This window comes from Tsukamurella sp. TY48, assembly GCF_019656655.1.
In the GTDB taxonomy this organism is placed as follows: domain Bacteria; phylum Actinomycetota; class Actinomycetes; order Mycobacteriales; family Mycobacteriaceae; genus Tsukamurella; species Tsukamurella strandjordii.
This window is the reverse complement of record NZ_BPMV01000001.1, coordinates 1,136,598-1,149,202: the sequence shown is the minus strand read 5'-3', so window position 1 is coordinate 1,149,202 and position 12,605 is coordinate 1,136,598. Positions and strand designations below refer to the sequence as shown.

General features: G+C 69.2%; 17 protein-coding genes and 4 tRNA genes. 19 read left to right on the top strand and 2 right to left on the bottom strand.

The genetic code is table 11. The features are described from left to right. Positions 1-16: 16 nt before the first annotated feature. The 4 genes from TTY48_RS05620 (at position 17) to TTY48_RS05605 (ending at position 3,697) form a co-directional block, all read left to right on the top strand. The gene (locus tag TTY48_RS05620) at positions 17-706 is read left to right on the top strand and encodes a demethylmenaquinone methyltransferase (RefSeq protein WP_220656565.1); all 690 of its coding nucleotides are present in this window, start codon (positions 17-19) and stop codon (positions 704-706) included. A gap of 4 nt (positions 707-710) precedes the next feature. Then, positions 711-1,703, top strand: coding sequence for a polyprenyl synthetase family protein (locus TTY48_RS05615; protein WP_220656564.1), 993 nt, complete (start codon positions 711-713; stop codon positions 1,701-1,703). A gap of 55 nt (positions 1,704-1,758) precedes the next feature. Next, positions 1,759-2,568 (top strand): M48 family metalloprotease, encoded by an 810-nt coding sequence (locus TTY48_RS05610; RefSeq protein ID WP_255585722.1) that lies wholly within the window; start codon positions 1,759-1,761, stop codon positions 2,566-2,568. Between the two features lie 214 nt (positions 2,569-2,782). Beyond that, complete coding sequence (locus TTY48_RS05605) at positions 2,783-3,697, top strand: hypothetical protein (protein WP_220656562.1); 915 nt, start codon at positions 2,783-2,785, stop codon at positions 3,695-3,697. Positions 3,698-3,820: 123 nt separating this feature from the next. Here TTY48_RS05605 and TTY48_RS05600 read toward each other — a convergent pair whose 3' ends face one another. Continuing rightward, complete coding sequence (locus tag TTY48_RS05600; protein WP_220656561.1) at positions 3,821-4,312, bottom strand: YajQ family cyclic di-GMP-binding protein; 492 nt, start codon at positions 4,310-4,312, stop codon at positions 3,821-3,823. A gap of 93 nt (positions 4,313-4,405) precedes the next feature. On the opposite strand from TTY48_RS05600, the gene TTY48_RS05595 reads away from it, so the two are divergent. From TTY48_RS05595 to rplA, 11 genes are all read left to right on the top strand, one after another. After that, a tRNA-Tyr gene (locus tag TTY48_RS05595) sits at positions 4,406-4,488 on the top strand. Positions 4,489-4,623: 135 nt separating this feature from the next. Beyond that, positions 4,624-4,696: transfer RNA gene (locus TTY48_RS05590), tRNA-Thr, on the top strand. Positions 4,697-4,728: 32 nt separating this feature from the next. Next, positions 4,729-4,802: transfer RNA gene (locus TTY48_RS05585), tRNA-Met, on the top strand. 32 nt (positions 4,803-4,834) lie between these two features. Next, positions 4,835-5,002: a 50S ribosomal protein L33 gene (gene rpmG / locus TTY48_RS05580; RefSeq protein WP_013125415.1), complete on the top strand. Its 168-nt coding sequence runs from the start codon at positions 4,835-4,837 to the stop codon at positions 5,000-5,002. 89 nt (positions 5,003-5,091) lie between these two features. Next, positions 5,092-5,658, top strand: a complete 567-nt coding sequence (gene hadA / locus TTY48_RS05575; protein ID WP_220656560.1) for a (3R)-hydroxyacyl-ACP dehydratase subunit HadA — start codon at positions 5,092-5,094, stop codon at positions 5,656-5,658. After that, the gene (hadB, locus tag TTY48_RS05570) at positions 5,645-6,070 is read left to right on the top strand and encodes a (3R)-hydroxyacyl-ACP dehydratase subunit HadB (RefSeq protein WP_220656559.1); all 426 of its coding nucleotides are present in this window, start codon (positions 5,645-5,647) and stop codon (positions 6,068-6,070) included. The genes hadA and hadB overlap by 14 nt, the downstream gene beginning before the upstream one ends. A gap of 115 nt (positions 6,071-6,185) precedes the next feature. Next, a tRNA-Trp gene (locus tag TTY48_RS05565) sits at positions 6,186-6,258 on the top strand. Between the two features lie 47 nt (positions 6,259-6,305). Then, entirely contained in the window at positions 6,306-6,683 is a 378-nt protein-coding gene (gene secE, locus TTY48_RS05560) for a preprotein translocase subunit SecE (RefSeq protein ID WP_220656558.1), read from the top strand. Between the two features lie 43 nt (positions 6,684-6,726). Next, complete coding sequence (gene nusG, locus TTY48_RS05555) at positions 6,727-7,584, top strand: transcription termination/antitermination protein NusG (protein ID WP_220656557.1); 858 nt, start codon at positions 6,727-6,729, stop codon at positions 7,582-7,584. A 61-nt stretch (positions 7,585-7,645) separates the two neighbouring features. Further along, complete coding sequence (rplK, locus tag TTY48_RS05550; RefSeq protein WP_068523954.1) at positions 7,646-8,077, top strand: 50S ribosomal protein L11; 432 nt, start codon at positions 7,646-7,648, stop codon at positions 8,075-8,077. A gap of 96 nt (positions 8,078-8,173) precedes the next feature. Beyond that, positions 8,174-8,887: a 50S ribosomal protein L1 gene (gene rplA, locus TTY48_RS05545; protein WP_220656556.1), complete on the top strand. Its 714-nt coding sequence runs from the start codon at positions 8,174-8,176 to the stop codon at positions 8,885-8,887. Between the two features lie 93 nt (positions 8,888-8,980). On the opposite strand, the gene TTY48_RS05540 is transcribed toward rplA, so the two are convergent. Then, complete coding sequence (locus tag TTY48_RS05540; RefSeq protein ID WP_220656555.1) at positions 8,981-9,319, bottom strand: DUF4190 domain-containing protein; 339 nt, start codon at positions 9,317-9,319, stop codon at positions 8,981-8,983. A 130-nt stretch (positions 9,320-9,449) separates the two neighbouring features. On the opposite strand from TTY48_RS05540, the gene TTY48_RS05535 reads away from it, so the two are divergent. From TTY48_RS05535 to TTY48_RS05520, 4 genes are read left to right on the top strand one after another with little or no spacing between them, the layout of a single operon-like run. After that, on the top strand, positions 9,450-10,271 hold the full coding sequence (locus TTY48_RS05535; RefSeq protein ID WP_220656554.1) for a DUF2786 domain-containing protein: 822 nt from the start codon (positions 9,450-9,452) through the stop codon (positions 10,269-10,271). After that, positions 10,268-11,095 (top strand): hypothetical protein, encoded by an 828-nt coding sequence (locus tag TTY48_RS05530; protein WP_220656553.1) that lies wholly within the window; start codon positions 10,268-10,270, stop codon positions 11,093-11,095. The genes TTY48_RS05535 and TTY48_RS05530 overlap by 4 nt, the downstream gene beginning before the upstream one ends. Then, entirely contained in the window at positions 11,092-11,997 is a 906-nt protein-coding gene (locus TTY48_RS05525) for a hypothetical protein (RefSeq protein WP_220656552.1), read from the top strand. Before TTY48_RS05530 ends, TTY48_RS05525 begins: the two co-directional genes overlap by 4 nt. Beyond that, the gene (locus TTY48_RS05520; protein ID WP_220656551.1) at positions 11,994-12,476 is read left to right on the top strand and encodes a TIGR04338 family metallohydrolase; all 483 of its coding nucleotides are present in this window, start codon (positions 11,994-11,996) and stop codon (positions 12,474-12,476) included. The genes TTY48_RS05525 and TTY48_RS05520 overlap by 4 nt, the downstream gene beginning before the upstream one ends. The last annotated feature ends 129 nt before the right edge of the window (positions 12,477-12,605 follow it).

Here is a 12,605-nt window from a genome sequence, read left to right as displayed (position 1 = left end):
GTGTAGCTTTCGGGGCATGGGACGAGCATCGCTGGAAAAGCAGGCCGGCGAGGTGGCGTCGATGTTCGACGGTGTCGCCCGTCGATACGACCGCACCAACACCTTGATGACCGGCGGCCTGGACCGCTACTGGCGCCGCCGCACCCGGCAGACGCTCGAGCTCAAGGCGGGGGAGAAGGTGCTCGACCTCGCCGCCGGCACCGGCGTCTCCACCGTCGAACTCGCCCGGTCCGGCGCCTGGGCCGCGGCCTGCGACTTCTCCACCGGCATGCTGCACGCCGGCTCCTTCCGGCCCGTGCCGATGGTGGCCGGCGACGCGATGGCACTGCCCTTCGCCGACGACTCCTTCGACGCCGCCACCATCTCCTTCGGCCTGCGCAATGTGCAGGACACCGCCGCCGGCCTGCGGGAAATGGCCCGCGTGGTGCGGCCCGGCGGCCGGCTCGTGGTGTGCGAGTTCTCCACCCCCACCAACGGCGCCTTCCGCGCCCTTTACGAAAACGTCGCACTCCAGGCCATCCAGCTGGTCGCCCGCGGCTCGTCCAACCCCGAGGCCTACACCTACCTGGCCGAATCCATCAAGAGCTGGCCCGACCAAGCCGCCCTCGCCGACATCATCCGGGAGTCGGGATGGGGCGACGTGCGCTGGACGAACCTCACCGGCGGCATCGTCGCGCTGCACAGCGCCGTGCGCCCGCTAGGCTGAACTCGTGGAGAAGACGGTGACCGGAGTCGACCTCGGGTCCGAGGAGTTCGCGGCGGGGGTCCGTGCCGATCTGGCCCGGGTCGAGCAAGTGATCGCCGACGGCATCGCCGAGGCGAACGGATGCGTGATCGAGGAGGCACTGCACCTCTTCGAGGCCGGCGGCAAGCGGTTCCGGCCCATGTTCACCCTGCTGTCCGGGCGCATCGCGGGCAGCCCGTCCGACCAGGTGATCACCGCCGCAGCGGCGATGGAACTCACCCACCTCGCCACCCTGTACCACGACGACGTGATGGACGAGGCCGACGCGCGCCGCGGCGCACCGTCGGCCAACGCCCGGTGGGGCAACTCGATCGCGATCCTCGCCGGCGACTTCCTGTTCGCCAAGGCCTCCGGATTCGGCGCCGACCTCGGCCCCCGCGCCGTCGGCGTGATCGCCAAGTGCTTCGGCGAACTCGTCACCGGCCAGATGCTCGAACTCAAGGGCGCTGGTGATTCCGACCCGGTGCAGCACTACCTCGACACCATCTGGGGCAAGACTGCCAGCCTCATCGCCACCTGCGGCCTGCTCGGCGCGCTGCACGGCGGCGCGTCCGAGGAGCTGGCGCAGCGCATGTACCGCATCGGCGACGCCATCGGCATGGCCTTCCAGATCAGCGACGACATCATCGACATCAGCTCGGTGGCGCAGCAGTCCGGCAAGACTCCGGGCACCGACCTGCGCGAGGGCGTCTGGACACTGCCGGTGCTGCACGCCCTGCGCGACCCGGGCCCCGACGGTGACCGGCTCCGCGAGATCCTCGTGGGCCCCGTCACCGACGATGCGCTCGTCGCCGAGGCCATCGAACTCCTCGGCCGGTCCGAGGGCATGAAGCAGGCCCGCGTCACGCTGGAGGGCTACGCCGACACCGCGCGCTCCGAGCTCGCGCAGCTGCCCGAATCGGAGGCGCGTCGCGCGCTCGAGTCGCTGGTCACCTTCACGGTCGCCCGCCTGGGCTGACCCGGCACCACCCCCAGTGCACGCCCACGCCAACCAGATCCGCACCGCGCTGCTCATGGCGCTGGTCGCCGGGTTCGTGCTGGCCACCGGCGCCGTTTTCGGGCAGGAGGGGTTCATCGTCGCGATCGTCGGCGCGGCGGGCCTGTGCACCTACCTCTACACGTCGGGACCGTCGCTGCCGCTGCGCGCGATGCACGCCCGCCGCGTCTCCGAACTGGAACACCCGCTGCTGTTCCGGCTGGTCCGCGAACTGTCCACCGCGGCCCGGCAGCCGATGCCCGCGATCTACGTCTCGCCGACCGACGCCCCCAACTCCTTCGCCACCGGCCACAACCCCGCGCACGCCGCGGTCTGCTGCACGCAGGGGCTGCTCGACCGGCTCGACGAACGCGAGCTGCGCGCCGTGCTCGGCCACGAACTCGCGCACATCCACTCCCGCGACACCCTCGTCTCCTCGGTGGCCGGCGCCGTCGGCGCGGTGATCGTGGGGCTCGCCGGGTTCGGCTACCTCCTCGGCTTCGGCGACGGCGGGTCGCGCCGCAGCCGGGTGGTCGACGCCATGCTCTCCGTGCTCGCCCCCATCGCCGGCGGCATCATCCGGCTGGGCGTCTCGCGGACCGCCGAGTACCGCGCCGACCACGACGGTGCCCTGCTCACCGGCGACCCACCGTCGCTCATCCGGGCGCTCCGCAAAACCGCCGCCGGTGTGGTCACCGCGCCCCTGCCCCCCGATCCCGACATCGCCGTCCACGCCCACGCCATGGTGGTCAGCCCCTTCCGCGAGGGCGAGCGCTACGCCCGCGCCTTCCGCATCCATCCGCCGTTGGAGGAGCGGGTCCGGCGGTTGGAGAGTCTCACGGACTAGGCACCCGGCCGCGGTCGTCCCCCGCGCGGCACCGTCGGGCGTGCTCAAGGTGTGGTCCCCCACCTGACGACGTTCCTGCAGTGGGGGACGAAGCCGGATGCGCGCGGATCGGCGCGGCGAGGGGGACGAACAGGGCTGTGGAAACAGCTCCGGCCTGTGGATAACCCCGCAGTCGCGGGACGGCCGCCCAGTTCCGCCGGGGTTGAATTCACGCATGGGGGAGATTCTGTCGAGGGCGTACCTGCTGGCCACCGGGTGGAACAGCGCGGAGATCAGCCGCGCGGTGACGCGCGGCGAACTGCTCAGGCTGGCGACCGGGGCCTACGCCCGCGCGGGGGACTACCCGCCGTGGGCGCTGTACCGCATGCGGGTGCTCGCGGCCGCGCGGTCGTGCAGCGGTGTCATCAGCCACGAGAGCGCCGCGGCGTTGCACGACATCCCGGTCCTGCAGCCGGCCCGCAAGGACGTTCACTTCACGGTCGACCGGCGACACGGCGGCGGCCGCAGGCCGGGTATCCACGTGCACCCGCGGCCGCTGGCGGAGACCGAGATCACGCTGGTCGACGGTGCGCGGGTCACCACGCGCGCCCGCACGGCGCTCGATGTGGCCATGTCGGGCGACCTGGTGCGCGCGGTCGCGGCGCTCGACAGTGTGCGATTGGTCCGCCGATTCCCGACCGCCACGGACCCGGTGCCCGTGAGCATCGGCGAGCTGAGGGCCACGCTCGACGGACTCGGCCGGCGGCGCGGCTCCGCAGTGGCGAGACGCGCGCTGCACCTGTCCGTCGACTGCAGCGAGTCAGCAGGTGAGTCCTGGTCCCGGATGCTGATGCACGCCTGGCGGATGCCGGTACCCCGGCTGCAGACCGGGTACGAATTCGGCGGCCGCACGCACTACGCGGACTTCGAGTGGGGAGCGCTGGTCGGAGAGTTCGACGGCCGGGGGAAGTACGGCGAGTCGGCCGATCGCCGCGCGGCCACACTCGAGGCGGAGAAGGAGCGGCACGCAGCCTTCACCGCGCACGGGATCGAGATCGTCCGATGGGGGTGGCAGGACTTGATCGATGACACCTTGCTCCGCCGCAAGCTCGTCGCGGCGTTCGCCCGCCACGGTCTCGCCGCCGCGTGACGTCCCCCACGCGGCACCGTCGGGCGACTCAAACGTTTCGTCCCCCACCGGACGATGTTCCTGCGGCGGGGGACGAAACGTAGAGCTCGCGGGCTGGCGCAGCGTGGGGGACGAACCCCGCAGCTAGCGGTAGTTGACGAACTGGACGGCGATGTCGAGGTCGGCGTTCTTCAGCAGCGACTGGACGGCCTGCAGGTCGTCGCGGGACTTGCTGGAGACGCGGAGCTCGTCGCCCTGGATCTGCGGCTTGACGGACTTGGGGCCCTCATCGCGGATCAGCTTGCTGATCTTCTTGGCGTTCTCGCTGGTGATGCCCTCCACCAGGGTGCCGGTGATCTTGTAGGTCTTGCCCGAGGCGACCGGATCGCCGGCGTCGAAGGCCTTGAGCGAGATGCCGCGCTTGATCAGCTTCTCCTGGAACACCTCGAGGCCCGCCTTGGCGCGCTCCTCGGCGTCGGAGGTGATCACGATCTTGTCCTCGCCGGAGCTCTCGACCGTGGTGTTGGTGCCGCGGAAGTCGTACCGCTGGCTCAGTTCCTTCGACGCCTGATTGAGGGCGTTGGCGACCTCCTGGCGGTCGATCTTGCTCACCACGTCGAACGACGAATCGGCCATGGGGCTGAAGCTCCTTATCAATTGACCTGCGGGTTTGATCGCCCCAGTGGGGGCGTTGTAGTGTATCGTCCGCTGCCCTTCGGGGAAGCGAAAGGCACGTTGCCCGAGCGGCCAATGGGAGCGGACTGTAAATCCGTCGGCTTATGCCTACGTAGGTTCGAATCCTACACGTGCCACCTGCTCCGGCCCTCGACGATCGGCTCGTCGAGGGCCGGAGCGATAACGGGAGTGACCAGCGGATTTGTTCAAACTCTTCCGCGGTGTGTAGTCTCGTTGAGGCTCTGGAACGCTGTCACGGCGAGCCGGAACCCGCCCCCTTAGCTCAGTCGGTAGAGCGTTTCCATGGTAAGGAAAAGGTCGACGGTTCGATTCCGTCAGGGGGCTCGCTAGACCAGTGCGAAGTGCTGATAGCTCAGGGCGGTGTAGCTCAGCTGGTTAGAGCGCACGACTCATAATCGTGAGGTCGGGGGATCGAGCCCCCCCACCGCTACAACTGATATCGATCGTGAAAGAGGAACCGACGTGGCTTCATCGACAGATGTTCGCCCCAAGATCACCTTGGCGTGCGAGGTGTGCAAGCACCGCAACTACATCACCAAGAAGAACCGTCGCAACGATCCCGATCGTCTCGAGCTGAAGAAGTTCTGCCCGAACTGCGGCTCGCACCAGGCGCACCGCGAATCGCGCTAAGACCAACGACGAAGGGGAGGGCGTCCGCGAGGATGCCCTCCCCTTTGGCATACTGCCTTCAGCCCCAGTACGTTAGGTAGGTTCGACACGTGAGCCATGAGATCGATGTTCCGGGTGGTCCGGTCACCGAGCAGCTCAGCCCGGAGGAAGTGGCGGCCCGTACCGCCGCCGCCGTCGGCTACAACTACGAGTACAAGGACAAGTACTTCGTCAGCCGCGAGAAGGTCCGCGAGTTCGCACAGGCCAGCCAGGCGCACGACCCCATCCACCACGATGTGGAGGCGGCCCGCGCCGCCGGGTACGCCGATCTGGTCGCGCCGCCCATCATGTTCTCGCTGATCGGCATCATCGCGCACCGCCCCCTGTTCGAGGAGGCGATCGTCGGGTACGGCCGCCGGCCCGTGGTGCAGTCCGAGCAGAAGGCGCACTTCCACGCCCCGGTCGTGGCCGGTATGACCCTCACGACGCACGTCCACTTCGACGCTTTCCGGCAGGCCGCCGGCGTCGATCTCATCGTGACGCGCAACGTGATCACGGATCAGGACGGCAACCTGCTGGTCACGTCCTGGACCACCCTGGCCGGACGCTCCGGCGAGGGCGAAGACCCGGCGTTCATGGATGCCATGGAAAAGGTGATGATGTATGGCACTTCGTAACTTCGCAGACGTGACCGTGGGCGAGGAGCTCCCCGAGCGGACCTTCGAGCTGACCCGCGGCGATCTCGTCAACTACGCCGGTGTCACGGGCGACCCGAACCCCATCCACTGGTCGGATCACATCGTGAAGATCGCCGGCATGGACGACGTGGTCGCGCAGGGCATGCTCACCATGAGCCTCGGTTCGAACTACGTCACCGAGTGGCTGGGCGATCCGGGCGCGCTCAAGGAGTACAGCGTGCGCTTCACCGCGCCGGTGTACGTCCCCGCCGACCAGAAGGCCGAGCTGCAGTACGCGGGCAAGATCAAGTCGCTCGATCCGGAGACCAAGACCGGCGTCGTGCTGCTCACCGTGAAGCAGGGCGACCGCAAGATCTTCGGCAAGCCGATCGCCACGGTCCAGTTCGCCTGACCGCCCGTTTTGAGGTGCGGCGCGTCTGTGCCGTACACTGAACTGTCCGCAACTTTGACGGGTGCTTGAACGCGCCCCGAGATAGTCGCGGGTGCAGAACCTCCTGGTTCTGCAAAGGGGTGTAGCTCAATTGGCAGAGCAGCGGTCTCCAAAACCGCAGGTTGCAGGTTCAAGTCCTGTCACCCCTGCAGAGGCGGGCTCCTCGGTTCGCCGGACGACCAGTGGAGGGATTTGCGTGAGCGACGAGCACGACGACGCGACCACCGGCACCGCCGGCGACAGCGCCGCCGAGGACGGCGCCAAGCAGGCCCGCCCCACGGGCAAGCGCGGCGGTCGTCGCGGTGGCACCGCGCTGGCCGAGCAGGTCAGCAAGGACGTCACGCAGTACACGTCCCGCAACGAGCCGGAGAAGCCGCCGCGGCGGAACCCCTTCGCCGCCATCTGGCTGTTCCTGCGGCAGGTGGTCGCCGAGCTGCGCAAGGTCATCTGGCCGACCCGTAGCCAGATGATCAACTACACGATCATCGTGCTCATCTTCGTGGTGGTCCTCACCGCGTTCGTGAGCCTGCTGGACCTCGGCTTCGCCAAGCTGATGCTCTGGGCGTTCGGCTGATATTCCAGGCACGAGAAGACGAGACGGAAGGAACTTCGGCGCTGTGAGCACCCCGGAGCACAACGAGGCAGACCAGAACTCCCCTGAGGACGTGCTGGTCGATGACGCCGCCGCGGCCACCGAGGTCGAGCAGGCCGAGGACGCCGTCGATCAGGCCGACGAGGCCCTGATCGAGGTCGAGGAGAGCGTCTTCGGCACCCCCGAGGAGGACGCGGCCGCCGGTGACGGCGCCGAACTCGTCGAGGAGGAGGCCGAGGCCGAGGAGGTCGACCCCGTCGAGGAGCTGAAGGCGCAGCTGCGCACCGCCCCCGGCGACTGGTACGTGATCCACACCTACGCGGGCTACGAGAACAAGGTCAAGGCCAACCTCGAGACCCGTGTGCAGAACCTCGACGTCGGCGACTACATCTTCCAGGTGGAGGTCCCCACCGAGGAGGTCACCGAGATCAAGAACGGCCAGCAGAAGCGGGTCAACCGCAAGGTGCTGCCGGGCTACATCCTGGTGCGCATGGACCTCAACGACGAGTCCTGGGGCGCCGTGCGCAACACCCCCGGTGTCACCGGCTTCGTCGGCCTGACCAGCAAGCCCTCGCCGCTCACGATGAACGAGGTCGTGAAGTTCCTGCTCCCCGAGAGCGCGCGTCGCAAGCCCGCCAAGGACAAGGCCGGTGCCGAGGGTGCCGCCGCCACGTCGGGCGGTGCGGTCTCGCAGGGTCCCGCGGTCGAGGTCGACTTCGAGGTCGGCGAGTCGGTCACCGTCATGGACGGCCCGTTCGCGACCCTGCCCGCGTCGATCAGCGAGATCAACGCCGAGCAGCGCAAGCTCAAGGTGCTCGTCTCGATCTTCGGTCGTGAGACGCCGGTTGAACTCGCGTTCAACCAGGTCGAGAAGATCATCTAGCGAGAAACAGACTTCCCGCGCCGGTGCAACGGCGTGGGGTGATGAAAAAAGGAAACTGAGGATGCCCCCGAAGAAGAAGAAGGTCGCCGGGCTCATCAAGCTGCAGATCCAGGCCGGGCAGGCCAACCCTGCTCCGCCCGTGGGTCCCGCGCTTGGTCAGCACGGCGTCAACATCATGGAGTTCTGCAAGGCGTACAACGCCGCGACCGAGTCGCAGCGTGGCAACGTCATCCCGGTCGAGATCACGGTCTACGAGGACCGTTCTTTCGACTTCAAGCTGAAGACTCCTCCGGCCGCCAAGCTGCTGCTCAAGGCAGCGGGTGTGCAGAAGGGCTCGGGCGAGCCGCACAAGACCAAGGTCGCCAAGGTGACCTGGGATCAGGTGCGCGAGATCGCCGAGACCAAGAAGGAAGACCTGAACGCGAACGACATCGATCAGGCCGCGAAGATCATCGCCGGCACTGCTCGCTCGATGGGTATCACCGTCGAGTAAGTCGCCGGGACGCCCTGGTGCGTCCCGTGGGAGGGCCGGCTCGGCCCGCAGAACCACTCACTGCCCACTAGCCGGGCAAGAAACGAAAGAGTTTTCATGAGCAAGAACAGCAAGGCCTACAAGGCCGCTGCCGAGAAGGTCGACAAGGACAAGCTGTACAGCCCGCTCGAGGCTGTCACGCTGGCCAAGGAGACCTCCTCCACCAAGCAGGACGCCACCGTCGAGGTCGCCATGCGACTCGGCGTCGACCCGCGCAAGGCCGATCAGATGGTGCGCGGCACCGTCAACCTGCCGAACGGCACCGGTAAGACGGCCCGCGTGATCGTCTTCGCCGTCGGCGACAAGGCCGAAGAGGCCAAGGCCGCGGGTGCCGACGAGGTGGGCGCCGAGGACCTGATCGAGAAGATCCAGGGCGGCTGGCTCGAGTTCGACGCCGCGATCGCCACCCCGGATCAGATGGCCAAGGTCGGTCGCATCGCTCGCGTGCTGGGCCCCCGTGGCCTGATGCCGAACCCGAAGACCGGCACCGTGACGCCCGACGTCACCAAGGCCGTCGGCGACATCAAGGGCGGCAAGATCAACTTCCGCGTCGACAAGGCGTCGAACCTGCACTTCGTGATCGGCAAGGCTTCGTTCACGGAGAAGCAGCTGGTGGAGAACTACGGCGCCGCGCTGGACGAGATCCTGCGCGCGAAGCCGTCGGCGGCCAAGGGCCGGTACCTGAAGAAGGTCACCGTCTCGACGACCACCGGACCGGGCATCCAGGTGGATCCGTCGCGAGTGAGCAACCTCGCGGAGGAGGAGGCCTAGCCTCCGTCCCCATTCAGGGCCTGTAACCACGACAGCCCCCGACCTCACCGGTCGGGGGCTGTCGCGTTTTCCGGACCGGGTCGACGGTGCGCCTCAGGCCACCAGCAGCAGCACCAGGAAGCCGAGGTAGACGAGCGGCAGCAGGGTGCCGACACCGCCGATGATCGCGCCGACCAGGGCTATGGTGTTGCGGTAGCCGCGCCGCTTGGAGTTGTTGAGCGCGATCAGCGAGACGATCAGCCCCGGCAGCCCGCAGAACAGTGCGAGCACCAGGCCGACGATGCCCAGCGTGGACTCGGGATCGTCGAACCGCTCACCGTTCGGCCCGGTGCCGGGCGTGCTCGGACCCGCCGGATAGCGGGGGATCGGGTACGGGGAGACCGCCGGGTCGAGGTCGTAGACCGGTGGGTACGGGCCGTGCGGTGTCGACATGTTTCCCCTCTCCGGCGGTGGATCCGCGATTGCCGCCCAGGCTACGAGCGGCGGCCTGCCGGGCACTTTTCGTTCGCTTGGCCCCGCGGCCTGCCGCCTCGTGTCGGTGCGGGTGGGTAATCTCGCGTCCATGGACGACGACAAGCTGCTCGCCCGGATCGGCGCGCTGCTGCGGCAGGCGGAGGGCACCGACAACGAGCACGAGGCGGCCACCTTCACCGAGGCGGCGCAGCGGCTGGCGACGTCGGCCTCGATCGATCTCGCGCTGGCGCGTGCGCATCAGCGCGGCCGGGAGCGGGCCCGCGCCACGCCGGAGCAGCGCACCGTCCGGATCGGGGAGGCGGGGCGGCGCGGGCTGCGCACCTTCGTCGAGCTGTTCGTGGCCATCGCAGGGTCGAACGATGTGCGCTGCGATATCGCGTCCAACTCCACGTTCGTCTTCGCCTACGGCTTCGCCGAGGACATCGATGCGTGCGAGGCGCTGTACGCCTCGCTGGTGATCCAGATGGTGCGCGCCTCGGACGCGTACATCCGGTCGGGCGCCTACAAGTCGGAGACGGTGCAGCAGCTCTACGAGGATCGGCGCACCCGGCGCCGGTGGGTCGAGACCAAGCCCGTCGCGGGGGTCACGGCGCGGATCAACTTCCAGTCGGCGTTCGCGGCGCGGATCGGCGTGCGCCTCGCGGAGGCGCGGGCGGAGGAGACCAAGGAGCACACCCGGCGCGACGAGCCGGGAACCACGATCGCGTTGCGCGACAAGGAACTCGAGCTGGTGTCCTTCTACGAGGCCGAGTCCACGGCGCGGGGGAGTTGGCGGGGCGCGGCCGCCTCGGCGGGCTACTCCGACGGTGCGCGGCGCGCCGGCGACCGGGCCGGTCGGTCGGCGCGGTTGGGTGCGCACCAGGAACTGCCGGGGGCGCGGGGCGCGCTCCGTCCGGGGGCCGGCCGATGACGGGGCCGTACCCGGGGCCGACGGGGCCGCAGTACCCCGGCCCGCAGAATCAGGGCCCGCAGAATCAGGGCCCGCAGTATCACGGCGCGCAACCGCCGAATCCCTACGCGCAGTACAGCGCGCCCGCCGCCGGTCCTCCGCCGCAGAAGCCGAACCGCACCGTGTGGTGGGTGGCGGGCGCGGCGGTCGTGCTGGTGCTGGTGGTCGCCGTGGCCGCGGTGGCCGTGGTGCTCACGCGGGACACGAAGGGCGGGACCGACGCGGCACCGTCGACCATCACGACGGAGGCGTCCTGCGGCCTGCCCGGGGAGAGCCCCACCGTGCCGATCACCGACCGCGTGGTGGCCGGCCCGCTGTCCTTCCCCGTGTCGGCCGCGCCCACCTGGATCCCGCAGGACTACACCGCCTATGCGCAGAGCGCCCTGGCCCAGGGGCTGCGGGATTCGATCCCCGGGCAGTCCTGGCAGGCGCACGCCGAGATCGGGCTCACCACCTTCACCTCGAAGATCACCAGCGCGGAAGCCGCGCGGCGCATGGTGCCGTGCATCGCCGCCGGCGCGGGCTACGCCCGGTATTCGCCGCGGGTGGAGGGCCTCACCGAACCGCAGGCGGTCACCGTGGACGGGGTGGCGGCGTCCCGCGTCACCGCACGGGTGCTGGTGCAGAAAGAGGGCCTGAATTTCCCGGGCGACATCGTGACTGTGGTGGTCATCGACTCGGCTCCGCAGGCATACTTCATGTCGGATACACCGATCGGCGACGAGGCGCGCGCAGCGGTGGCCCAGCAGATCTTCGACCAGCTGAAGGTGGCGCGAGACGTATGAGCAACCCGCAGGATCCGTACGGGCAGAACCCGTCTCAGGACGGCTACCAGCAGTACCCGCAGCAGCAACCGTACGGCGGCCAGCAGCCCTACCAGCCCTACGGACAGCAACCCGGTTACGGCCAGCAGCCGGGATACTCGCAGCAACCCGGCTACGGTCAGCCCGCGTACGGCTACCAGCAGTACCCGGGGCAGCCCCCGCAGAAGCCGAACCGCACCCCGCTGTACATCGCGATCGGCGTCGCGGTGGTGCTGGTGATCGCGGTGGTCGTGGCGGCGGTCGTGCTCCTCACCGGACCGTCGGGCTCGTCGGATTCGTCTGCGAACCCGAGCGCCGGTGCCGCCACGTCCGCGCCGTCGGGGGAGATCGACTGCGGCCTGCCCGGCACGGGTAAGGCGTCCGACGTGAGCGACCGGGTGGTCTCCGGTCCCCTGTCCTTCCCGATCTCGGCGGCGCCCGGCTGGGTCAAGGAGACGTACACGGTCTACGCGCAGAGCAAGGCCGCCGCGGGACTGCAGCAGGCGATCCCCGGCCAGAACTGGCAGGCGGGCGCCGAGGTGGGGCAGACCAACTTCAGCTCCAAGCTCGACCCGAAGGACGCGGCATCGCGGATGATGCCGTGCATCGCCGCCGGCGCCGGCTACAACTCGACGAACCCGCGGATCACCGATCTGTCGCAGCCCGAGGCGGTCACGGTCGACGGGGTGCCGGCCGCGAAGGTCTCGGCGAAGATCCTCGTCTCCACGCAGGGCGTCACCACCCCGGGCGACATCGTGACCGTGATCGTGGTGGCGTCGGCGCCGCAGACCTACGCCCTGCTGGTGGAGCCGATCGGCTTCCCCGACATCTCGGCCGTCCTCAAGTCGGTCACCGAGCAGCTCAAGGTCGCGAAGGACGTGTGACGGAGCGGGACTCGCAGCGGGCCGCGGTCTACGCGGCCGAGGAACTGATCCGCGGTCTGTTCGAGCACGCGGCCGGCGGGCGCACCGTCGACGTTCTCGGCGTGCCGCTCACGCTGCCGCCCGAGGCGCGGTTCGGCTCGACCGCCTCGGTGCAGGCCTACGTCGACCGGGTGGTGCCGCAGGGTCAGGTGCGGGTGCGCTCCCGGGCGGGCGCCGCCGGGGCGCATTACGAGCGGGGCGCGGGGCGGGTGCCCACCATCGCCGTCCCGGACGGGCGCGACGGTGCCTGGGCCCTGCGTGAGCTGGTGATCCTGCACGAGCTCGCGCATCACCTGGTGGCCGAGAGCGACGGTGACGCCGCGGCGCACGGTGGCGTCTTCACCGCCGCGTTCGTGGACCTGGCCGCGCGGGTGATGGGGCCGGAGGCGGGCCTGGCACTGCGGATCGTCTACACCGAGTCCGGGGTGGCCGTGGGGTAGGTTCCGCCTCGATTTTGTGGCGTGCCACTTTCCGAGTACTCTGGACTCTCGGAATCCGGTGCCAACCGGATCGTTCCACCACAGACCGTCGGTCATCGGGCGCGAGCCCGATCGAAGGTCCGGCCCCGA